A 20,493-nucleotide genomic window follows, 5' to 3' on the forward strand; every position below is an offset into this window, starting at 1 on the left:
AGAGTGAGCGTAGTGAGCTGAGTAGTGGCCTTGCGCTCCACGGCTCGACCACCACTTTCGTCTGGCTTCTCATCCGCGGTTGGTCGCCAGGCGGCTACTTGTGAGGTATTGTAGGTCCGTTCTGCTATAGGTGGCTCCTTGTCCCATTTGTTCGCCAATCATCGCTCTCGATTTGGTTGATCATTGGCGGCCGATTAATGCACGCGAGAACTAACGACGCTCGCTCGCGGGGAAGGCATTCTGCCCGGCTCGTTTGTACGGGCCCGCCAAGTTACCGCTCGAACGGCAGTTTGAATGCAAGATCAGCTTATTCGAAACAGAGCTCTCCAACTATGAAGTGGACCACATCTCAATGCTGCGAGCGAAGGGCACGGAACAGCCCGGCTGTTGGCCGGTTCCCGCGGAATGCCTCCGTTGGCTTGATCTCGGCTCTCAAAGGCTAGACCCGGCTTCTCAAACCTGAACCGGGCCGGTAGTCTGCTGCGCATGGACATTCGGCGCTGCCAATGCAAGCAGCGCGCAGCGGCGAGTATCCCACGGAGGGCGTTTCGCAAGTGCTTTTCGATCATGAACTCCTCCATACTCCATTGGAGGGTCACCTCTCGATGGTCGTCACCTTGGACTGATTTCCTCCACCCTCGGCATCTGCATCCTAAGGCTGGTGAACACGGATGATCGGACCGACCGCATGATAATGGTCGGGCCCCTCTGATACCCTGTGCCAAAGGTGGCCGACGTACCACAGCACGTTATCTTTCGAGATGACGTTCTCACCGTTGTTATAGCCGAGTTCTCCGCTGGCCCCGAACTGCCACGGCCCCGCTTCGTTGCCGGAATAGCGGCGGATGGCGGCATTTATGCTCGAGAAGCCGTCGTTCGGCCCATCGTCACTGCTTGGCTGAATGAATGCGCCGAACAGGGTCTGTGCGTCCCGCACGAACCAAGTCGGCCTTTCGGCTGGGTTACGCCGGCTGTCAAATTCATTCGAATAGCGGAACCAGCCCGGTCCAAAGCCTGAATTAGGGAAGCTCGGTAGGTGCAGGAAGGCTTGATCGTTGGGCGAGCCATCCATGTCAAAGTCGAGCTGCCAATAGGCATGGTGACCATGATCGATATTGCATTGCAGCCCGCGACTAAACATGCGTGGCTGCATTTCTCCGCCCCGGGTGAAAAACCAAGCCTGAACAATGTCGTACGAACCGATGAAGGCGCGGCCCGAGATTTCAAGCCACTCGCGGCCAGCGAAGGTAAAGGTCCGCTGGCAAATCTTCTGATTGTTGTGGCAACTGTTATCGGTGCTCAGATTTGACCAATTGATCCGATCCGCATAGGGCCCGCAGCCGTCTCCGTCGTACTTGACCCGGATGACCGGGATATTAGCGCGATAGAGCAGTGTCCGGTTGTTAAACCGCACGTCTCTCAGTCCAATGCCGGCATCATCGGCCACTTCCCAGCGTATCTGCCAGGGCCCCCAATTCACCTGGCCAGATTGCGCGAATGCTGGCGTATCAAGGGAGCCAATGCCGAGACATCCAGCAGTGAGCATATAAATAAGATGCCGATAAATTAGCATAGAATGATCTCCGACCAAGATTGTGAGCCCTAATTACTAGAGTCCGGCCGGACGTCCTGCTTCAAGGACGCGACCGTCAGTCAAATCAACGAGCGCCATAAACTCTGTTCTCGCTGAACCAGGTGCGAGGAAACTGACGTAGAGTACGCGGTGGCCAGCCCCCAGTTGTCCCTCACCCCGTTCGGTTACCAAGGCTCGTCCTTCGAGATCGCGCACAGCATCACGGAGATTTGGATCCCCTCGCGCCAGACGGACTGCTTGCTCGACCTCGCCGGGACTCTCCGGGGGCTGATAACCCTCAATATCCTTGACCTCTACAACCTCGCCCCCGCGCACCAGCGCGCGAACAGCGACGTTGCGCGAATAGCTGTAGAATGTGGTTTGCGCCAGTTGCTGCTCCAGCGGACGCAGCTCTTGGATCTTATCTCGCTCAACGAGATCGGCTCCGAGGAACGCGAAACGCTCGCCGAGCGCGCGATGAACGATAGGTGAGGACGCAGCGACTTCGCCGAGTCGCTCGGCGAAAGCAGACGTCAGTCCTGTGGGTGCCCTCTCGAACGGAATGATGCGCGGATCCGTGAGACCTTTAACCTGCGGCGGCCAGCCCGCTTCTGGACCGGTGAACTCCAGTGAACGCGCTGGAGGAGGAGGCGATGGCAGCGGTTGCTGCTGCGCCAGCGTCGAGCTCGCTACAAAGAAGATTGCAGTAACCGCACAGATCAAACGTGATTTACACATGTTCGATCCTCCACTGCAGTATTTCTGGCCGTAGTGGGTATCGACTAAAAACGCCGACCGATACCTCTTCGCCGCCTTTAGTATAGCACCATCTAGAGTGGAGAGAAATCTAATCTGAGGCGATTAGTTGAGGAACTCGTCGATGTAGATGTGCCCGACAAGAACGTGAGCCAGCTGCAGACTGAGGGTGAGTACTGGTTTCCAGCTTCAACGGTGGGAACGCCGAGGCCGCACAACGGTTCTTCAAGATCCATCGGAAGCCCACACGTGAGTTCGGATGGGCGTGAGCCTTGTCGTTTCATCTACGTCTTGGGATGAGTCCCCATGACGGGGGCAGGCGGCGGGATGGGAATAGCATCAAGGTAGAAAGAGGCTGCCCACATGGCAGCCTCCCTTACTCTATCGCGGAGCACCAGTGTTGACGTGGTGAGTCCTCAAAGCAAGGCTCTTCGTCGAACACGCGGGCTTCAATGTCGACTCTTCACGAACCGGACCTGACCGACTGATCTGACGATGTCTGCTTACGCGGGCAAAGCAGATCTCCCCGTTGCACCTCCGGACTTCCGAGTTTGACCCAATTGCGACATTAGCTCGTATGGGCATCCCATGTGACCTGTTGTACAAGATCGCGTCTAGGTTGGATCGCAGGCATGGTGCAAGAGCGCCAGACCGGGTCGAGCGCAGGTTGTCGGCGATATTAGTCGCCGATTGGACTGGCTATTCGCGCCTCATGCACCAAGACGAAGAGGCCACGCATGCCAAATTGACCACTCTTCTAATGGAGGCTGTCCACCCCGCAATTGCCGAACACGGCGGGCGCATCGTGAAGAACACCGGCGACGGATTGTAGTGCAGTCGAAGCGGTTCGAGGGGCTGTACAGTTCCAGACCCGCGTTGACGAACTGACAATCGGAGATGCTGAAGATAGGCGCATTGCTTTCCGTGTGGGCATAAATATTGGCGACGTAATCGTCGAGCCCCACGACATCTTTGGAGACGGCGTTAACATTGCGGCGCGGTTGGAGGGTATCGCAGAACCGGGCGGCATCTGCGTCTCGGCTTCTGCCTACGATCAAGTCCAGGGCGGCGTTGAGTTCGCCGATCTGGGCGAGCAGAATCTCAAGAATATCGACCGCCCGGTGCGGGCCTATACCGTGGTCAGGGATGGATCTGGCCCGGCCACCCAGACTGAACGCGCAAGACAAGGCGCGCTTTCAACGCCTCGTCGTTCTATGGGTCGGATCCGAGCGCGTTTGACGCCTGTCGGCGGCGCGCTTGCCTCAATTGCAGTCGTCGGTGCGGTGGTCGGCGGCCTCGTCGTCTTGAAGACGCTCCGCACTGACGTTTTGCGGGAAGGGCAAAAGATACAAAAAGAAGCAGCGGTCCGGCCCGATATCGCTCCCCGCTTGTCTCTTGTCGTCCCGCCGTTCGTGAACCTCACCAACGATCCCGAGCAGGACTATTTCGCCGACGGTATTACAACTGACCTGACTACCGACATTGCGCAAATTCCCGGCGCATTTGTGATCGGGCGCGGAACGGCCTTTACCTACAAGAACAAGCAGGTCAATCTTAAGACGCTCGGCAAGGAGCTTGGCATTCGCTGGGCCGTACAGGGCGCGGTGCAGCGGGCCGGAGGTCAGGTCCGTATGAATGTGTCACTTTCCGACCTGTCGAATGGTCGAGACGTCTGGTCGGACCGCTTTGACGGTGATCGGACAAATCTTGCGGCCTTGCAGGAGCAGGTCACGGCGCGGCTCGCCCGCTCTCTCAACGTCCAACTCGTCCAGGCCGAAAGCCGGCGCAGCCAAATGGACAGGCCAACGAATCCAGACGCTGTGGATTTCAGCATGCGCGGCTGGGCAAAACTCTATGAACCTTGGATCAGGTCAACGAACGCGCAGGCAAAGGACTTGTTCGATAGCGCGCTGCGCCTCGATCCGGACAACATTGACGCAATGCTCGGGAAAGCGTGGTGCATAGCCCATGACGTGATCTACGGATGGTCAACATCCGTCGTGGAGAACAAAAAGACGGCGATCAAACTAATTGATCAAGTTCTTGCAAAACGCCCGGCGACCGCAAACGCGCACATAGGCAAGGGAAACATTTTGAACTACGGAAATCCTGAGCAAGCCTTGCCTGAATACGACGCAGCTTTGGAAATCGATCCTAATTCGCCCGTCGCGTATGCATCCAAGGGGATCGTACTTATTACGGCGGGACGCGCGCGCGAAGCGTTTTCCCCGGTTCAGATCGCTTTGCGCCTAAGCCCCAAAGATCCGGCCGCAGCCACTTGGCGCTTCTTCCTCTGCCATGCTCATGTCCATCTGCGCCAATATAACGAAGGCATTGAGGAATCTAGGCGCTCGATCAATTTGAACAAATTGGATTGGTTTCCGTATGCGGATCTGATTTCAGCTGATGGAGCCACTGGCCAATTGGAAATGGCCCAGCAAATGTTGGCCGAATTGAATGCAATCCGACCGAACTTGACGGTCCAGTGGTTCCAGCAAATAGGCTACGCACGTTCGAGCAATCCGCAGTTTCCTCGTGAGTACGACGAAATCGTTGAGGGACTCAGAAAAGCTGGCATTCGCGAGCAATGAGACGACAAGAAGATAGCTGAAACTTCATTGCGCCCATAAGGACCGTTGCGTCGGAATGGTGCTTGCAGCGGTGGGAGCCACGTAGCGCGGTTGGCTACACTGAGGAGCCATTGGGATGTCTCATCATTCCCCTTCAGCGACCTGCAGAGACGTTCGCTATTGCGCCGGTATTGGCGGACAACGCGACATCCAGCGCGCCTTACTCAAGTGCCCCGACTCATGAGTACGCCGGCCCGAAAAGCACCTTTAGCCGCGCACCTGGCGCCTTTGCCCACCTGAACAAGATATTGAAATTGCTAACATCTTCTCCGCCCTCGGAGCGCACCACAATTACGTCCAGCGCTGAAATCGGGTTGGGTTGCGGCTTCCACGATAGTGAGTTTCGCGATGCACGAAACCCTGACTCGAGACACTGAAGTCTGATCGCTCGGCGATCGAGACTGTCATTCCGACAAAGGGAAAACCCACTGCCAATTCAATACGGGTTGGACGACCCATTTGTCGGAATAGATATTGATTTTCCAACAAGATCATACGCCTCTTGATCAGCGGGTCCCAGGTTCGAGCCCTGGTGCGCCCACCAAGCTTTTCAATAGCTTGGGGACCTCTCGTGAGAGCCGTTCCGACAGGCGGTCAGCGGCTATTCCGACAAACCGGCTGCCTTTGTTCGCTCCCCGCGTCGCTTCTTCGTGCCCGAAATCAGCTGTTTGCGCGTGCGCTTGGCATATGTCGGGAGCTGCCTCAAGGAGCGGTGCCGCCCGGCTGCGCGCAATTCAGCGTCCGTGAGGTCGCTGTCGGCTCCCTCTGTAAAGCCACCATGGCGGAACGAGGTGAACGACAGTTCTTCTCGGAGACCGGCGGACCGGATGATTTCCTTCACCACGTCACGCAGATAGCGAAGATCTTTCTTTTCGGTGATCCAGGGCAGTGGCGTGCGAGATCTACGGTGCGCGTGATCCCGCCGGAAAACGAGACCTGAGACCGTCGTCTTCTTGATTTCGTCGAGTTCGGCTATCAGCTCCGGAAAGAGCGCTTCGCCGTCCTCATCGAACAACGGCCACCACGCTTCCTCGCCGTTCTTGGGGTGCACGATCCTTACGCTGTTCGGGCGCTCCTTCGGTCGATAATGAGCGACCTCGAAGGCGCCGAAGACGTGCTCTTCCCGCTGCAGCCATTCCCAGGTTACAAGCGAGGCTGTCGCGACCTAGTTATACCCAAGGCCCTTCGCGGCGGCCCGGAATGCGACGAGCTCTTCCCAGGTCGCTGTCGGCGTGTCGCGCACCGCTTGATCGGGCGCCCGCGCCTTCAGCCCCATGCGCGAGAATGGATTGATAGCTGGGACCTTCTTCTCTTCGGCGCGCTGACCGACGAACCACGCCCGCCGGCAGGCGACCATCGCGGCGTTCGCGAAGCGGCGGCGCTCTCGCCTTACGATGTTGCCATCTGCGTCCTTTTCCTCGACGACGAGCAACTTCGCATACACCGCGTCCACGAAACCCCTCGTGAAATCCGAGATCTGCTTCGAGCCAGCTCGTGTGCCATCCTTCAGCCTGTGGTTGGCGAACAGCGACAAGCCTTGCTCGTAGAGACGCCGTGTCTTGTGGTCGATCTCCTTCCACTTCTGGTGCGCCTTGAACACACCCGCTAACCAGTCAAACGAACCCGGCGCCACGCCTGCCGGGACCATGTCCGTTAGTCCGCGAGACCGCCAGCTATCGAAGGCTGGCAAGAGGACGTTCTCCGCCCGGTCGACCGCGGCCGCGTAATCCTGCCCCAATGCTTCAGCTTCAATTTGGCAACCCTGCGTGCGGGCCCAAGTCGGCGGCTCAAAAAAGTATGCCCATCGACCATTCTTCAACGGCTTGCGCCGGCATAGCGCGGGAGCTTCAATGCAGTGCGGGGCGGTTTCATACGAGGGACGCCAAGTCTTGTTTTGCTGGACCATCCGAATCCGGCTCGATGAAGTTGTCAATGGCGGCCTTAGACCAGATTGGTTCTCTCGCGCGTCCAATTCCGTGATGGCCGATCGGTGGGGGCGCCTCACCCCGCCGCACCCCGCGTGCCAACTCACTTGTATCACGATAATCAAGGTATGCGGCGGCCATATCGGCACGCATAACCGCAGGCCATGCGCCGGTCGAAGGATAGCGGGCGGGAAGGGGAGAGCGTGGCGACATCGCGCTTCTCGGACCCGTCACGCGTCAATCGAACCCGAGGTACATGATTCTATTCTTGACGGCCTCGCTCCGCAATGCCGCGTCACTTCCCGCCTCCGCGCTCTGTCACTCGATCAATAGGGAACAGACAACAGCGTCCGTGAACAGCAACACGGGCGAGCGTGCGGGGATTAGGCTAGCGTGGAGTACTAATCGGATGGCGGCGCGAGCAGTGGCGCGTTATCGCTTGTGCGATGCAGTTGGCTGTCTGAGTACTGTACTCAATGATAAGCCCGGCGCGCAAACTGGTGCGGCTAGGTAATCTTCGCCACGATGAGCGCAGTCCTCGAACCTGCAACCAGACCGTTATGAGCGGCGGAATATCGATCAGGTTCGTTGATTACTTGCATTTTCATTCCGATTCGATCGTGTTCGTTGTGTTTCGTTCGCACCGTTTCGGGTTGCGAATCTGGTGCGGTCCGCCGGCAGCCGTGGAGCCTGCAGTCCCGCATAGTGTGGCCCAAACAGCTCGTCGGACGCTATGCGGAAATCGTTTACTCAAGTTGGGACTTCCGCTTTGAATCTTCGATTGGGAGTACTGTTGCCAACCCGGGAATGTACGACTACGCTTTCCCCCTAAATCCGCCCAAACGGTCTTTCGATTGGCCGCACGTTCATGCCCAAGTTCCTTCGCATCGGAGTCCATCAGTCGAACGTTTCCGGATACACGTCAAAGGCATGGTGTGTTCGACGGGTTGGCTCGGCGGTTTTCCTGAAGTGGGGCGCCGTGGAGGTCCATGGCGCCGGAGATGGACGAAAGGTTTACTGGACGCTTCCACCGAGGGTGAAAACAGTTCGTTGCGGCACGGCGCAGCGTGCCAAGGACTATGCAAAAGCCGCGATCGCGCGGCGACGCAGCCATCGCTACGAACCGCTGCCGGGACCTATTGCGACCCGACGCCGATCTGCCGGCCGTGGCGCCGAACTCGAACAAGCGCTCGCCACGATCCTTTTTGTCGACATCGTCCGCTCCACGGAGAGCGCTGCGCGGCTTGGCGATGTCCGCTGGACAAAGGTGATGAGTCACTACTACGCCGCCGTCCGCAGAGAGCTGAAGACCTTGCGCGGAAAGGAGGTCGTGACGACAGGGGATGGACTGCTCGCGACATTCAAGGCGCCGGCCGCCGCGGTCGGTTGCGCGACCGCGATCCGCGAGGCCGTGCGCACGCTGGGGCTGGAGATCAGGGTGGGGCTGCATGCGGGCGAATACAAAGTGAGCGGGGCTGAGGTGGTCGGTCTCGCGTTTCATATCGGCGCGCGTGTCGCGGCGAAAGCGCGTGCCGGTGAGGTCCTGGTCTCGAGCGCGGTCAAGGAGTTGATGTCGCAATCGGGAATCCGCTTCAAGCCTCGCGGCGTTCACCGACTGAAAGGCGTGCCGGAGCGATGGCGCCTGTATCGGGTCGAACATTAAGGTGTTCTGCAAGAGGCCCGGCGGGACTCGAACCTGTGTGCGAGTATTATTTGAGTGCGTTCGATAACCAGAGCGCGATCTGCGGCCACATGATCAAGGCGAGCAGGCACCGGATCTGATCACCATGTAATCGGCCATGCCCCGGTAGGTACGCCAGACGGGTAACTCACTACCCTGTCTGGCTGTTTGAAAATGGGAATACTTGTATGGCCTCGGCGCGGACCCCGCGCTGGGGCCATTTTTATTCACGATAGACAGGCTTATGACGGGCTACGCGGTCAGGATCGTCCGCCATCCTCATTAAATTTTCTTCAGTGCATTGAGGCTGAGCCTCTCTCCCATATCTCTGAAGTTTCTTCGTGAGCGATAATTCAAATGGTTTCATGATCGCCGGGGTGCGTCATGCGGAGTGAGTGGGAGCAAATGTCGATTGAGGAACTGTTCGAACTGCACCAACAGATGCAGTCAGTTCTCCGCGAAAAACTGCTCGCCAAAAGGGCAGCGCTGGAAGATCGATTTCATCAGCTCAACCAGCCGCGGAGCGATGCAGCAAGCGCGAAGCCCACTCGACGGGTGAAGCCGTCGACCTAACTAAACCGCCAATCGAGATTCGGTGTACGAGGCGGTGTCGCTCGGTGAAGGTCGGGGACGCCTTTGCGCCGTTGACGCTTGCAGCGCCTCTGCAATACGGACCGCTTCTCTGAGCTTTTGAAGTTTGGCCATGCGGTGGGAAAGATCGAGGTCTATCTGCGAGAGACGCTGCTCCGTTGAAATAAACTCATCCATCTTTTAATCCTCCTACCAACGCACCACTCAGAACTTTGCAGGTTATAGGTCTGCCCGCCTTGTTGGCGGGACATGTTCAGTCAGAAGATTTGTGGACAGGGAGGAGTAGGCGTCAATACGTGGCTGAAGAGAAGGCATTTTGAAAAACCCCTCACTAACCATTACTCATACTTCATTGTGAAGAGGGGGGACGGCGGCTTCAACAGGATTCGTCTAATTTGAGAGCCGCATCCGGAGTCTTACGGGCGCTTCAATTTGTGGGCAGAGCCTTTGCTACCTGACGCCGGACCTGAGGTAGTGGGGCACGTTATGTCGCTGTCCGTACCCTCGCTGGCGATCCTGGACGGCAATGTGCCGGCGCCGGGGCGCTCGTGTTCGGGGCAGGAAGGCCGGACTACTCGGGTGAAGTCCCAAGCGGGGAGATGGACAAGGCGGGGGTGCCACTTCAAGAACCTCAGGACCCTGCACGGACCTCCGGGACCGGCCGGACCGGGCGGGGACTCCCTTGGCGTGGCACCGCCTCGCCGACGGGCGGTGCCCGCAACCATAGGGCGAACGCAAGCTCAATGTCGTCCAAATCCCGTAGGATTAGGCCCGCGGCTTCACGCTGGCGGGCCCGCCCTTTGTCAGCGGCCGTACAGACCGCGCCGCCAGTGGCGGTTATTCTGTAAGCTCCCGGCTCCATGCCCCAAAGCCCCTAGCTGGGGGTATCTCCAGTGTCGGCGGCCCCGGTGCGTTGAGTATTGCCGGGGCCGATCGATTCAGCGCGGTACGCACAGTTGGATGTTTCCAGGGACGGGCCGGCACAGGGGCTGGCGAGCTTTCCGCGCTATGTTCACTATTGGGCAGACATTGCCACCTTTTTCCCGCTTCTATTGGCCCGCCAGATGGTTACCCACTATTTCCATCTGGCAATTTCAAATGGGAATACTTTGGAGGGCCTCAGCGCACCGCCGCGCGCTGGGGCCATTTTTATTCTGTGCCGATCACCTCGCTCAAGCGCCACGCCCTCCGGCTCAGTGCCGGTATCCATCCTTATCGAGCACCGTCTTGAAGCCGGGCGGCAGCCGAGGCCGCTCGCCCTCGGCCGGCGAATTGCAGGTCGGGCAGCGGGCACCAGCACCGCCGCAGCCGCAGGTGTGCTCACCTTCCCATGGTTGGTCCGGATGGTTCTCACAGACCCAGCCGCTACCCTCGCAGAGCAAGCATTTCATCAGGCAATCCTGTACGCCTTCGCTCTCTTCACCCTTGGCGTGACATCTGGATTCGGCTTGCCGGCGTTCAATGCGCGCAGCATTCCGATCCGCGCGTGGATCAGGAAATCCCGGCCTTCAGACGGCGCCGATCAGGCGATGAATAGCCGATTGCCATTCGGGCCGGTTCTGTTCGTCCTCTGGCAGCTTCGTGATGTAGTCGGCGGCATCCTTCAGCGTGAGCAGCTTCCGGCTGTCGGGCAATGGGACAGGATCCTCAAACGGGGTCGACCAGGGCACTACGCTACTCAGGCAATGATCTTGGGTGTTCCGCGCCAGAACACTCTATTGCTAGCGACTTGCTAAGTCGTTCACGATTTGTTCTATTTGGCCCCATGAAGAGAGCCCGCGAAATCGAGATCCTTTTCAGGCGGCTTCGCCTTTACGACCAGCTCGGGCGCCGGGGCGAAGGGCTTTGCCGAACAATCCAAAGAGAATTGAAGGAGCGCTATGGGCCTAGATCACGTCCGTTCCGAAATCGACCACATGCGCGTCCAAGTCGGAAGGCAGCGCAGGGAGATCCTGCAGCTTCAGCGCGCCGGCATCGCCACAGCGGCGGCTGAGCTCTTGCTCGGCAGGATGCTGGCGAAGATTGAAAGTCTTTGCGCAGAGCGGGACCGGCTCAGGAAGGAGCAGGGCGGACCGACGATAGGTCGCGTGCTCGGTGGCCGGAGCTGGTGATGCCAGAGCCGCTCAAATGGTACGACGAGAAGGCGGACAACTCGCCATGGATCAGGGCGCTTGCTGAAGTGCGCCAGCGGGCTGCGCGTGAAGGCTACTGTTATCAGCACGTCCAGGCGATCACAGTCGCGATCGACCAGTACGCGGAGAAGCCGCTCGGCAACCGCGACTACTTTCTCAAAAAGCCCTACGGCGTCGGCTAGCTTGGAAAAATCAAGCCGACGGCGCCACCTGAGCGGATGACCCCGACGACAAGGGAGGGTGTGCTGGCATTGCTTGCGCGCCCCATAGGTCCATAAGGGTGGGCAGATGAAATATCGGGGTAAGCAGTACGGCGTCGTCCTGAGCATCGGCGGGAAGTGGAAGTGCAGTCGCGCAATCTCAGCTATATTTAATGCCGATCGGTACACAAAGGCATGCACATGAGCGCCATGGCGGGCGCCCGCCTTACTGCGGCAAATCCTTGCAGAGCTTAATCGCGACCATGACCGTCGAGCCGATTGCGACTACCACCGGGCAGACAAACGGCAACTCCTCCAGCAGGCCGACAAGGACCACTCGGACACGGAGAGTTCTCTTCACATTCGCGAAGCGCCAGCCTGCCACACCCATCGGACATCTCCGGTTTGGCCCCCAGCAGCAGCGGTCTGATTTTCAATGCGAAGCGAGCCCCGTCTATTGCCAATTCGGGTGTTCCCAAGATCAAGGTGAAGGAACCCTTTAGTCATAGGGATGCGTTGCCAAGGCAGGCTCAAGAATGACGCGAGCAGATTGTGCCAGTCGTGACAGCCACGCGGCTTTGATTGGACACCGCACACACCGTGGTCGCTGATGTGATCCGAAAGCTGGTCGCCTGCTAGGAATATCGCAGCATGTGGAACTGGATGATGCTGGGCTAGAAGGCAATCGCGTGATCGGACTGCGCATGGCGAAACTTATGCGCGGCGGCAAAGCGGCTCAACGAGAACCTCGGCGAATGGTGAGCGAAAAAAATGCTTGCTGCGGCGAAGACCGGTACAAGCCTGATGGCTGGCGCATCCGGAGACAAGATTATTGAGCAGTATCGAAGAAAGGTGGCGGCAAACGCCAAGCGGCTCAGCCGCAAACGAACACGGCGCAAACGAAAATCACGCTGATCCTTCTGCAGGGCTTACTTGCTCTGCTGCTTGACAACCGATAAGCCTCGTCCTCGAACGGGTCCGGCTCTGTCGGCGGCGGCACCAGCTTCGCGCCTTCGCTGCCGAAATGATCGAGGCCACGGCCCATCTTTTTCCCGGCGGTGATGTGTTGATCGAGGGCGAAATCGGGAATGGTCGGCACGAAGTACTCAAGCAGCGACCGCATGCCGATCGCGGCAGCGAAGTGGCAGCCCGCGCGAGACTTCGGCGCGCGGCACATCAGGTGGATGCAGTTGCCAACCATCAGCCGGGCTTCGCCGACCGATCTCGAATAGCGCTCGCTTGATGCCGCGAGCGACGCGGCGACGAACGGGAACACGTGCGGCGCGGCCAGCGTGTCGAGGTCTTCATGGCAACTGACCTCCAATCGATTGCAGACCATCGTGTGGAAGGCTTTCGACGTGTGCAGCAGCTTGCACGCGAACTCCATCGCTTCCTTTTTCATGCCGCGTCGGATGCACTTTGAAGGCAACGATTGGGACGGCATCTACGTCGGCCGCCGCAAAGGCAACGACCTGATTTACGCTGGCAAGGTGGATCATGGGTTTGACAAGAAATCCGCCACCGACCTGCGTGAGCGGCTGACGCCGCTTATTCGGAAAACCCAGCCCTACAGCAAGCGCATCGCCCACAAGGGCATTTGGGTAGAGCCGGAGCTGACGGCTGAGATCGAATATCGGACGAAGTCGGCCGAGGGCAAGGTGCGGCATCCCTTCTTCAAAGGGGTCCGTGAAGACATATGAGTAGACATATGAGTAATGCCGTTGCACGCGCTGAGCCAGCGAAGCGATCCAGAAAGATCAATTTTGGTGAACTGCGTAGCTCGGGCGTTCGGGGCGTCGTCGTGTTCTGTTCGGATTTCAAGTGCAGCCATTCGACAGGATCCGCGCCGATCAATGGTCCGATGATATAGAAAGCCAGTTTGTGTGCACAGCATGCGGCAAGCGCGGGCCGACGTCCGGCCGGCCTTCGCACGGTCCTTTGTAGAGCGGGTTGGGTCTCTCGACAGCGGTGATGTGCAGCGGTGCCAGACCGTTTTCAGCGTCCTACAGATTGGTTTTTTCGCACGAGGTGGTTCAATCGCCCGGGGCGTCTACCATTGCAGCCGTTTTCTGGCGTGTTGGTTTTGTCGGCGGTCGAGCCCGCATAGAGTTATTGGCTGCTGGTCTCGGCGGCGAACGCGAGGACAACGAGCGCGACCACAATCTCCGAGATTAGCGGTAAATAACCCATAGCGATGGTGCGCCTAGCGTCAGAATATTCGCTTCGCTACAAACAAGCACAGCAGCACTGAGCCTGATGTGGCCGCAGTCAGGGTCATGTTGATTAAGCTGCCCACTGCGATTGAAATTACCGGCATCGGCCGATCTGGCTGCCGTAGCGATTTCGGCTTACGCTTCTTAGCTGCCATGGTGATCCTTGGACGGGTCAGGCTGCTTGGCAGCCTGACCCTGACGCTTCCCTGTCGGGCTGATCGCCCGATCATGAACACACCATCGCACCGTTGCTCGATGAAATGCTTAAGCTGAGTGGTCGATCAGACGTTACCAAGGGGGATGGTTTACAGAAAAGGCGGATACGGACCGGAAGCTCCGGGGAAGGGTCCTGACGATTGCCAAGACTTTTCAAGTCAGGGAGGGACAGTATTCGGAGAACGGCTAGATCGCTTCCCACTGCTCAATCGGAAGCGGGCCTTTGTAATTGGTCAACATATCGGTCGGATTGATTGACGTTGCGGTGCCTGCTTGGGAAGGCGCGAGCACAGTGTGCGACCAGGAAAATGCCAACATGAAAGCAATTGCGATTGCTCCCATTGAAAAGACTAGCTTGCGCATCGTTGGCTCCTTCGTGTTGCAAAATCGATGCGGAGATACTGCACGCATCGTGTTTCAATAGTGTGCCACCGCAAGCCAAGAATGGTGTCGTCACAGGATTTGCCGGTGGCGGTGGGGAGCCGCGCGCGAAACGACTTCACCAACTCGCGAGGAGAATGTGAGTTGATCACCCGAACGCCAGCAACCAACTGCAACCGGGAAACGTCACTTTGCCTGTCCCTTTATTGGAGCAAAGCGGATTTCCCCGGTACGGGTCATTAATACGCCAAGGTGTCAAAAGCAAAGTCAGTCAATCAACAACCTGTTGCGAGAACGCCCATGCAGCCGCCGCCGCGTGATCCCGATATCGCCGATACTGCGCCCTCGTGTAGCGTGTTGACCTCTTACGACAAGGAGCACCTCGTCACGCATCTGCGCTTACTCGACGCGCATGCGGAAGATGCGGACTGGCGCGAAGTCGCACGAGCGGTGCAGCATCTTGATCTGGAACATGATTGTGATCGGGGCCGGAAGGTGTTCGAGAGCCACCTCTCGCGTACCAGATGGATGACCGAGCAGGGTTATCTTCACCTGCTACGTGGTGGCGCGTCGGCTTGAAGCGACGCTGCCATTGGCCACAGCGCCATAGGAAGAGCACGACGCACCCTCGGAGGCCGGCTTGGCACGGCGTCTATTGCACTTTTGAGACATGCCCCGCCTGTACCGAATGTCCGTTCACAGGGGCCGGAAGTCGCCGCGGTCCCGCCAAACCGACGCGATTGACCCTAACCAGACCTACGGACGGTCGTCCAATGATCGCTCCATGATGATCGTGCGCTCTTCACCATAGTAGCTATCGCGCACAGCCTTGAACCCGAGCTGCACGTAGAATGTTTCGGCGCTGAGTGAAGAAGGGACAGCCAACTTAGGGATATTTCTCTCGCGTGCCGTGCGCTCAACCTCGGCCATCAACAGCTTGCCTATACCCCGGGCCTGAACGTCAGGGGACACGAAGACCGTACGGACTACGCTTCCATCGAGGCTTGCTGTTCCAACGACACGACTACCAATCGCGGCAACAAAGACGGTGCGCTTGGCGATTAGCTGCAGAACGGCGCTCGGACTAAAGCTGTGCTCGATCCTCTCGATGATCTCACTTGCATAATCCTTCGCATTGGTTTCGCGCAATGTACGCAAAATGACCGCGCTTATTTCGTCGGCGTCATCTTCACGCGCCGGCCGGATCGTGCATTCCATCGGTCGCCTCCGCTCGCCCAAGGGTCGCATTAAGTCCACAATCACTACTGTCGCTTTTGACCCAAAGCGGAAGCTGCTCCAAGCGCGTATGAAGCATTCGCTTCGCTGTCACTCAACGGGAAAATTGAGCAGAGAGGAAACTCTGCATCTCCTGGACTGCCCTCCTGGCCGCTTTCGCATCGTACTTGAGCCAGTGCCCGTGCATTTCCCTGCCGTCGGCGAAAGCCGGGACGTTAAAGGCGTGATAGGCACCGGGATAGACGACCAGCTTAACGGGTGCGCCCCTGTCGGCCCGCCGCTTCATCCAAAGTTCGCAGTCCCTCGCAGGCGTCCAATCGTCGAGTTCGCCGATCAGGATCAATGTGGGAACGATGAGTTCCTCGGAAGCAACGCCGCACAGCGGATAATAGGCCACCGCGGCCTTGAACTTCAGATCCCGAGGAGCGTCGAATGTTTCCACGTGGTGGGTCGATGCTAATTGCAGCGCAACCATTGCACCCATCGATCCTCCCAGGACAGCGATACGTTGAGGATCGACAAAAGGAAGTTTGGAAAGATAGGATAGAGCGCCTAAGGCATCACCTTGGCGGGCAAGCATCAGGGCAGGCATCGGTTTGGTGCAGGCGTCCTTGATGCCACGGGTCGCAAAGCTATCGACTGCAAGTGACACATACCCCAGACCGGTCACGAATTGAGCGATGAACTTTGGGGCATCTTTCGAAAGTCCATCGCATCCATGGAGATACACAATGGCCGCGAATGGGCCGTCGCCGTCAGGTTTCGCGAGGTAGCCCTTGATCGTATCCCCCGCCTTCGGCGCTTCGCCACGCTCGCGCGCCAAGCGCTGCTGGAGCTGGCCAAGGCGGACTGGAGCACTGTCGAACCTGACCAACTCTTGTGCCATGGTGACGGCGTTGGTGCAAACGCACGTAACCAATACTGCTAAACCAAGACATGCTCCGGGTCGTGTGCCCATTTTACCTCGCCCCGTCTTCGTAACAGGGTCAACGTAGCAGGTTATGTCAGTCCATCCATAGCGTAAGTTCAGGACTGCAGACATCCCTCGCTTGAGCCATTGTTAAGCTTGGTACCGCGAAGTCCGTTTTTGGCACGAAACCGACATGCTGAAGTAGTCGCTGCGTGTCCGTTGTCCGAGGGTGAGCGGACCTAGCTCAGATGCCGCCCGAGGACCGTTGATGACCCGCAGGCGACATTCGCCTAATCGAAATTCGTGGCCCAGGAGTCTCGTGCTGAAGCTTCGTGTGCTATCGCTCCGGCCGAGACCAAGGATAGGCTAGTTTCGCCAAGTGCCTGTAGGCCTTGTCCGTGAGGGACAGACTTACAGTCCGCGAGTCATCGCTCACCGCGGTTCGCCGAACAAAGCCCTTCCTTTCTAGAAGTCTCGACTGCGTCATGACGAAGGTCGGATTAACGTGTAGCATTGTAGCAACTGCCATCACGGGCGCTCCCTCGCCGTGGTCGAGCTCTTGCAGAGCTACAATGATCATCCACTGCGGGCCACGGATGCCTAGAACCTTAGCCCAGTAGTTACGAACCTCTTCCAAGTTCATAGTGATGATCCCCGAATTAGATCGCCATGCTATTTCTCATCCGTCCCAATCGATGTGGTTCGCCTTCCGATCATAGTCGCTTTCTGCAACGATAGACCGACCGGCGATGGGCGACAACCGCTCTAGGGGCATGCAGAGGACGATCTAAGTGCGACCCGCCTCACTCCCTGACTATGCGCTCCGATCGTTGCCGAGCTGCCACCAAATTTGAAACCGCTGGCACGCCAAGAATGAAGATGCCACCGAATGTCGCTCTGCAATGGCGGGTGACTGCTGGTAAAGCGCATAGGCGCATGCATCTCAAGCAATGGTGTCACTACATCGAATCCCTGATGATATAACGCAGCATTGCTGATTAGGAAATTGCGTTCGTGTCGTATTGGGAGTTGGCGAAATTGATTGCGACGGCGCTAGGAATCTCGACTGCCACCACAGCCATAGGTTTCTCGCTCTGGTGGTGGCTGATCAAATAAGGACATCGCCACTACGGCGCTGCGCGAAACGTGGAGTGGGCCCCGAGGCTGGCCAAATGCCTCCATCTCCTGCGGCGTTTGCTGGAACAACAGTGACGCGGCGACAAAGCCGAAAAGAGTCCGTTGCGCACAGGTCGCCTATTGGCACCTTTGAGACATGGCGACCGACCCTGACGATGTCCGTTTCCAGGGGGAAGACCGGAAGTAGTCGGCCGACGACCAAAACGACGCTTTTGACCCAATTCGAACATCGGAAGCGAAAAATGTAACGCCGCGTAATGAGAGTGACAGTGAACCCTCACGTCAAGGGCACTTCCCTTTCACACAATAGCCGCACCGATGTAATGAAAGCCTGGGCAAACAAAGCGTAGAATGCGCGGCCAGAGGGGGCAGTGTTCCGGTTTGTATCAGGGGCGCAGTTGATCCAACTACGACATAAGGCGCAAGCGTAGATAAATCTAAATGGGCGTAACAGCGGATTTCCGGCTAGGCCCCGACGCCGAATTTTTCTTGTGCGATATTGAACATCGGGCGTCACACGCGGATGGTTATTTTATTGGTCTCTATAAGACTCATGGGGCAGGTCAACTCAAACGGAGAATGACCATGAGCGATAACGTGACGTTATTTCCGAACATCTTGCAGCCAGCAGCTGCTTTGAAGGCCTATGCGCCGATAGGCGTCAAGTTCTGGGAGAACCAAGAAACCGCGCTCGAAGGCTTGAAGGAATTTGCGGACGGTTGGTTTGCCCGGCGTCATAAGGGCATGCAAGCGGCGCTTGAAACGGCCAAACATATTGGCGATGCCGAGACGCCCTCCGATATACTCCGGGAATATCAGAACTGGGTCACGCGAGAGATGGAACTGTTAGCGGAGGATGGGAAGGCCTATCAGCAACAAGTACTGAGGGCCGGAGTTCAGCTGAGCGCACCGCCGGAAGCGCCACAGGCCGACGAGCGTCGGACCGGCTAACGTCCCCCTTGTCATAAAAGCGGCCGTCCCGCGCGGCTCCGGACCTTCGCCGATCTCAATCTCGGCGTCGTGAACATGCGCCAGCACTTTGAGTCAGGTCGCGCATGTCGAGCAACGCTCCGCAGATCGGGCAATTGCCGAAATGATCGGCCTCGGTTTCGGCAACGCCGTCGGGGTCGATGCCTCGATAGCCGCCTGCTTTCGTCATTGATCCCGCGCGAGCTTCCGGCGTCCCCAATGCTTGTCCTTCCGGACGAGTCGAACACACGTTCGACGCGGCGGTTCAAGGCTCTCATGACGCAAATTCGTCCAAACATCGTTGGCCCTCCCAATTCCGCGACCAGCATCAGGCCCTCAATCGCGGCTGGCCATTCAGGGGTGAATAGCAAACGGCTAAGGCATATTCGTTTCCCCCTTGGGTGGCACAAGTCGCACCTTTTTTAGAGCGAGTGCCCGGTCAATCGCTTTCTCGGCTTCGACCACTGCCGCCGATTTACTGTGCGCTTGGCCCGTGATCACCACGTCCGCAACCGACGCGGACCATTTCCACAAGTCCCGTCCGATGCCTTGAACGACCGTATATTCGATGTCTCGATATTTCATCATTGTCCGCACCTAAGCTGGTTAGCTGCGTCTCTGGTATAGCTTGGGATTCAAATAGGAACTCGAGCAGGCAACCCTCAAGAACTCGGTCAACTGTAACGGGAATTGCGTAGGCGCCTGTCCCTACTATCGGTTCTTGGCGGATGCTGCGGGACCGATCATCGGCACGTCGTGGCCATCTGTAATGCATGCACATGAAGGTTGTGGCCACTTCCGTTCCTGGCACAAAACGGACATGCGGCCATAACGCGCGATGTCCGCACCTGAGGATAAAACGGGCATCCACAATTAGGCCATGACGCCTTCCAGCCGAGTGTCTTCCCCTTGATAGCAAGGTAGTGGCAGAAGCGATCACGTCCCCTGATTGTTCGAGTTTTCTGAGAACTGCGTAAGAATGCCCGCTTTCCGGCGGGCTTTTTTGTGAGTTGAGTTATTGCCAAAGCGTATTCAGATGCCGGGCTTCATTAAGCCCCAGCTCGCCACCCTGAAGACCAAGGCCCCGAAGGGTGACCAGTGGCTCCATGAGATCAAGTACGACAGCTACCGCGTGCAGGTTCACGTAAACAGTGGACGGAAGAAGGTCTACACCCGCACCGGGCTGGACTGGACCAAACGGTTCTCTGTCATTGCTGGTGCCCTCGATATTCCGGGCCAAGCCATCATCGATGGGGAGGTCGTCGTAGTTCGTGAAGGCCGCACCAACTTCTCCGAACTCCAAGCCGAACTTGCAGCCGGTCGGCAAGATCGACTGATCTTTTATGCGTTCGACCTCCTCTGGCGCGACGGAGACCTTCGGAGGCGACCGCAGATCGAACGCAAGCAGCTCTTGTTAGACCTGCTCCGCGAAAACGACATCGAGCTGCCAGTGCTGTTTTCCGAACATCTCGTCGGAGACGGGCAGAAGATGTTTAAGCATGCCGCCAAGCTGGGCTGGGAGGGCATCATTTCCAAGCGAGCGGATGCGCCGTACCGATCGGAGCGAAGTGAAGCGTGGCTGAAAATCAAAGCCGTGCAGAAGGGCAAGTTTCCGGTCGTCGGGTTTGTGAAAGATCCTAGCGGCGTCGCGGCCCTTTACCTTGGCAAGCAGGAGGGCAACGAACTCGTTTACATGGGTAAAGTGGGGACGGGCTGGTCGCGCACTGTCTCCAGCCAAATCCGCCGGCAGCTCGATACCGTGGTGAGCCCGAAGTCGAAGCTCACCAAGCCTATCCGCAAGCCCAAGGCCACATGGGTTGAGCCGACCTTCGTCGCTGACGTCGAATACCGCGACATCACCTCAGAAGGTCTTTTGCGGGCGAGTTCGTTTAAGGGGCTGTTTCGGAAACAGGATTGAGAAAGGGGATCGGGTGGCAACCGAA

General features: G+C 58.0%; 21 protein-coding genes and 3 pseudogenes. 10 read left to right on the top strand and 14 right to left on the bottom strand.

The window, feature by feature from the left end:
• Nucleotides 1–652: 652 nt before the first annotated feature.
• Together ACFXS9_RS42325 and ACFXS9_RS42330 are read right to left on the bottom strand one after the other, a co-directional pair.
• Nucleotides 653–1,573 (bottom strand): hypothetical protein, encoded by a 921-nt coding sequence (locus ACFXS9_RS42325; RefSeq protein ID WP_392699499.1) that lies wholly within the window; start codon nt 1,571–1,573, stop codon nt 653–655.
• Between the two features lie 36 nt (nt 1,574–1,609).
• Entirely contained in the window at nt 1,610–2,311 is a 702-nt protein-coding gene (locus ACFXS9_RS42330) for a hypothetical protein (RefSeq protein ID WP_392699501.1), read from the bottom strand.
• 650 nt (nt 2,312–2,961) lie between these two features.
• Between ACFXS9_RS42330 and ACFXS9_RS42335 the strand changes: the two are divergent.
• A pseudogene (locus ACFXS9_RS42335) lies at nt 2,962–4,920 on the top strand (adenylate/guanylate cyclase domain-containing protein).
• 640 nt (nt 4,921–5,560) lie between these two features.
• On the opposite strand, the gene ACFXS9_RS42340 reads toward ACFXS9_RS42335, so the two are convergent.
• Nucleotides 5,561–6,010, bottom strand: coding sequence for a hypothetical protein (locus ACFXS9_RS42340; RefSeq protein WP_392699503.1), 450 nt, complete (start codon nt 6,008–6,010; stop codon nt 5,561–5,563).
• 114 nt (nt 6,011–6,124) lie between these two features.
• Entirely contained in the window at nt 6,125–6,697 is a 573-nt protein-coding gene (locus ACFXS9_RS42345) for a hypothetical protein (protein WP_392699505.1), read from the bottom strand.
• 1,055 nt (nt 6,698–7,752) lie between these two features.
• Here ACFXS9_RS42345 and ACFXS9_RS42350 point away from each other — a divergent pair.
• Nucleotides 7,753–8,547: an adenylate/guanylate cyclase domain-containing protein gene (locus tag ACFXS9_RS42350; RefSeq protein ID WP_392699507.1), complete on the top strand. Its 795-nt coding sequence runs from the start codon at nt 7,753–7,755 to the stop codon at nt 8,545–8,547.
• A gap of 423 nt (nt 8,548–8,970) precedes the next feature.
• Nucleotides 8,971–9,138 (top strand): hypothetical protein, encoded by a 168-nt coding sequence (locus ACFXS9_RS42355; protein WP_392699509.1) that lies wholly within the window; start codon nt 8,971–8,973, stop codon nt 9,136–9,138.
• Here ACFXS9_RS42355 and ACFXS9_RS42360 read toward each other — a convergent pair whose 3' ends face one another.
• The 3 genes from ACFXS9_RS42360 to ACFXS9_RS42370 form a co-directional block, all read right to left on the bottom strand.
• A complete protein-coding gene (locus ACFXS9_RS42360; protein ID WP_392699511.1) occupies nt 9,139–9,333 on the bottom strand; it encodes a hypothetical protein in 195 nt (64 codons plus the stop codon).
• 1,016 nt (nt 9,334–10,349) lie between these two features.
• Nucleotides 10,350–10,547: a hypothetical protein gene (locus tag ACFXS9_RS42365; RefSeq protein ID WP_392699513.1), complete on the bottom strand. Its 198-nt coding sequence runs from the start codon at nt 10,545–10,547 to the stop codon at nt 10,350–10,352.
• Nucleotides 10,548–10,664: 117 nt separating this feature from the next.
• Nucleotides 10,665–10,790: a hypothetical protein gene (locus ACFXS9_RS42370; RefSeq protein WP_392699515.1), complete on the bottom strand. Its 126-nt coding sequence runs from the start codon at nt 10,788–10,790 to the stop codon at nt 10,665–10,667.
• Between the two features lie 282 nt (nt 10,791–11,072).
• Here ACFXS9_RS42370 and ACFXS9_RS42375 point away from each other — a divergent pair, with 282 nt between their 5' ends.
• The gene (locus tag ACFXS9_RS42375; protein ID WP_392699517.1) at nt 11,073–11,267 is read left to right on the top strand and encodes a hypothetical protein; all 195 of its coding nucleotides are present in this window, start codon (nt 11,073–11,075) and stop codon (nt 11,265–11,267) included.
• Entirely contained in the window at nt 11,267–11,470 is a 204-nt protein-coding gene (locus ACFXS9_RS42380; RefSeq protein WP_392699519.1) for a hypothetical protein, read from the top strand. The genes ACFXS9_RS42375 and ACFXS9_RS42380 overlap by 1 nt, the downstream gene beginning before the upstream one ends.
• 244 nt (nt 11,471–11,714) lie before the next feature.
• Here ACFXS9_RS42380 and ACFXS9_RS42385 read toward each other — a convergent pair whose 3' ends face one another.
• Both ACFXS9_RS42385 and ACFXS9_RS42390 read right to left on the bottom strand, forming a co-directional pair.
• On the bottom strand, nt 11,715–11,879 hold the full coding sequence (locus ACFXS9_RS42385) for a hypothetical protein (protein WP_392699521.1): 165 nt from the start codon (nt 11,877–11,879) through the stop codon (nt 11,715–11,717).
• A 483-nt stretch (nt 11,880–12,362) separates the two neighbouring features.
• Nucleotides 12,363–12,890, bottom strand: a complete 528-nt coding sequence (locus ACFXS9_RS42390) for a hypothetical protein (protein WP_392699523.1) — start codon at nt 12,888–12,890, stop codon at nt 12,363–12,365.
• 22 nt (nt 12,891–12,912) lie between these two features.
• Between ACFXS9_RS42390 and ACFXS9_RS42395 the strand changes: the two are divergent.
• Nucleotides 12,913–13,188, top strand: a pseudogene (locus tag ACFXS9_RS42395) (DNA ligase); the annotation flags it as partial.
• A gap of 915 nt (nt 13,189–14,103) precedes the next feature.
• Here ACFXS9_RS42395 and ACFXS9_RS42400 read toward each other — a convergent pair.
• The gene (locus ACFXS9_RS42400; RefSeq protein ID WP_392699525.1) at nt 14,104–14,280 is read right to left on the bottom strand and encodes a hypothetical protein; all 177 of its coding nucleotides are present in this window, start codon (nt 14,278–14,280) and stop codon (nt 14,104–14,106) included.
• Between the two features lie 318 nt (nt 14,281–14,598).
• Here ACFXS9_RS42400 and ACFXS9_RS42405 point away from each other — a divergent pair, with 318 nt between their 5' ends.
• On the top strand, nt 14,599–14,877 hold the full coding sequence (locus ACFXS9_RS42405) for a DNA -binding domain-containing protein (RefSeq protein ID WP_392699526.1): 279 nt from the start codon (nt 14,599–14,601) through the stop codon (nt 14,875–14,877).
• 177 nt (nt 14,878–15,054) lie between these two features.
• Here ACFXS9_RS42405 and ACFXS9_RS42410 read toward each other — a convergent pair whose 3' ends face one another.
• The 3 genes from ACFXS9_RS42410 to ACFXS9_RS42420 form a co-directional block, all read right to left on the bottom strand.
• Nucleotides 15,055–15,516, bottom strand: coding sequence for a GNAT family N-acetyltransferase (locus tag ACFXS9_RS42410; protein ID WP_392699528.1), 462 nt, complete (start codon nt 15,514–15,516; stop codon nt 15,055–15,057).
• A gap of 112 nt (nt 15,517–15,628) precedes the next feature.
• On the bottom strand, nt 15,629–16,420 hold the full coding sequence (locus ACFXS9_RS42415) for a dienelactone hydrolase family protein (RefSeq protein WP_392699530.1): 792 nt from the start codon (nt 16,418–16,420) through the stop codon (nt 15,629–15,631).
• Between the two features lie 361 nt (nt 16,421–16,781).
• A complete protein-coding gene (locus ACFXS9_RS42420) occupies nt 16,782–17,087 on the bottom strand; it encodes a MarR family transcriptional regulator (RefSeq protein ID WP_392699532.1) in 306 nt (101 codons plus the stop codon).
• Between the two features lie 1,079 nt (nt 17,088–18,166).
• On the opposite strand from ACFXS9_RS42420, the gene ACFXS9_RS42425 reads away from it, so the two are divergent.
• Nucleotides 18,167–18,532, top strand: coding sequence for a hypothetical protein (locus ACFXS9_RS42425; RefSeq protein WP_392699534.1), 366 nt, complete (start codon nt 18,167–18,169; stop codon nt 18,530–18,532).
• A gap of 393 nt (nt 18,533–18,925) precedes the next feature.
• Here ACFXS9_RS42425 and ACFXS9_RS42430 read toward each other — a convergent pair whose 3' ends face one another.
• The gene (locus tag ACFXS9_RS42430) at nt 18,926–19,138 is read right to left on the bottom strand and encodes a hypothetical protein (protein ID WP_392699536.1); all 213 of its coding nucleotides are present in this window, start codon (nt 19,136–19,138) and stop codon (nt 18,926–18,928) included.
• 96 nt (nt 19,139–19,234) lie between these two features.
• On the opposite strand from ACFXS9_RS42430, the pseudogene ACFXS9_RS42435 reads away from it, so the two are divergent.
• Together ACFXS9_RS42435 and ligD are read left to right on the top strand one after the other, a co-directional pair.
• Nucleotides 19,235–19,333, top strand: a pseudogene (locus tag ACFXS9_RS42435) (homocysteine methyltransferase); the annotation flags it as partial.
• 253 nt (nt 19,334–19,586) lie between these two features.
• Nucleotides 19,587–20,468 carry a non-homologous end-joining DNA ligase gene (ligD, locus tag ACFXS9_RS42440; RefSeq protein ID WP_392699538.1) on the top strand — a complete coding sequence of 294 codons (882 nt, stop codon included), beginning with the start codon at nt 19,587–19,589 and terminating at the stop codon, nt 20,466–20,468.
• Nucleotides 20,469–20,493: the final 25 nt, after the last annotated feature.

The sequence above is a fragment of the Bradyrhizobium sp. RDI18 genome, assembly GCF_043203335.1.
Taxonomy (GTDB): domain Bacteria; phylum Pseudomonadota; class Alphaproteobacteria; order Rhizobiales; family Xanthobacteraceae; genus Bradyrhizobium; species Bradyrhizobium retamae.

What these genes read in the sequence shown, in the direction of transcription:
- ligD (WP_392699538.1), top strand. Translation starts at nt 19,587, where the DNA reads ATGCCGGGCTTCATTAAGCCCCAGCTCGCCACCCTGAAGACCAAGGCC.
- ACFXS9_RS42330 (WP_392699501.1), bottom strand. Translation starts at nt 2,311, where the DNA reads ATGTGTAAATCACGTTTGATCTGTGCGGTTACTGCAATCTTCTTTGTA.
- ACFXS9_RS42385 (WP_392699521.1), bottom strand. Translation starts at nt 11,879, where the DNA reads ATGGGTGTGGCAGGCTGGCGCTTCGCGAATGTGAAGAGAACTCTCCGT.
- ACFXS9_RS42350 (WP_392699507.1), top strand. Translation starts at nt 7,753, where the DNA reads ATGCCCAAGTTCCTTCGCATCGGAGTCCATCAGTCGAACGTTTCCGGA.
- ACFXS9_RS42325 (WP_392699499.1), bottom strand. Translation starts at nt 1,573, where the DNA reads ATGCTAATTTATCGGCATCTTATTTATATGCTCACTGCTGGATGTCTC.
- ACFXS9_RS42380 (WP_392699519.1), top strand. Translation starts at nt 11,267, where the DNA reads ATGCCAGAGCCGCTCAAATGGTACGACGAGAAGGCGGACAACTCGCCA.
- ACFXS9_RS42365 (WP_392699513.1), bottom strand. Translation starts at nt 10,547, where the DNA reads ATGAAATGCTTGCTCTGCGAGGGTAGCGGCTGGGTCTGTGAGAACCAT.
- ACFXS9_RS42400 (WP_392699525.1), bottom strand. Translation starts at nt 14,280, where the DNA reads ATGCGCAAGCTAGTCTTTTCAATGGGAGCAATCGCAATTGCTTTCATG.
- ACFXS9_RS42410 (WP_392699528.1), bottom strand. Translation starts at nt 15,516, where the DNA reads ATGGAATGCACGATCCGGCCGGCGCGTGAAGATGACGCCGACGAAATA.
- ACFXS9_RS42425 (WP_392699534.1), top strand. Translation starts at nt 18,167, where the DNA reads ATGAGCGATAACGTGACGTTATTTCCGAACATCTTGCAGCCAGCAGCT.
- ACFXS9_RS42415 (WP_392699530.1), bottom strand. Translation starts at nt 16,420, where the DNA reads ATGGCACAAGAGTTGGTCAGGTTCGACAGTGCTCCAGTCCGCCTTGGC.
- ACFXS9_RS42375 (WP_392699517.1), top strand. Translation starts at nt 11,073, where the DNA reads ATGCGCGTCCAAGTCGGAAGGCAGCGCAGGGAGATCCTGCAGCTTCAG.
- ACFXS9_RS42360 (WP_392699511.1), bottom strand. Translation starts at nt 9,333, where the DNA reads ATGGATGAGTTTATTTCAACGGAGCAGCGTCTCTCGCAGATAGACCTC.
- ACFXS9_RS42390 (WP_392699523.1), bottom strand. Translation starts at nt 12,890, where the DNA reads ATGAAAAAGGAAGCGATGGAGTTCGCGTGCAAGCTGCTGCACACGTCG.
- ACFXS9_RS42405 (WP_392699526.1), top strand. Translation starts at nt 14,599, where the DNA reads ATGCAGCCGCCGCCGCGTGATCCCGATATCGCCGATACTGCGCCCTCG.
- ACFXS9_RS42430 (WP_392699536.1), bottom strand. Translation starts at nt 19,138, where the DNA reads ATGATGAAATATCGAGACATCGAATATACGGTCGTTCAAGGCATCGGA.
- ACFXS9_RS42355 (WP_392699509.1), top strand. Translation starts at nt 8,971, where the DNA reads ATGTCGATTGAGGAACTGTTCGAACTGCACCAACAGATGCAGTCAGTT.
- ACFXS9_RS42420 (WP_392699532.1), bottom strand. Translation starts at nt 17,087, where the DNA reads ATGAACTTGGAAGAGGTTCGTAACTACTGGGCTAAGGTTCTAGGCATC.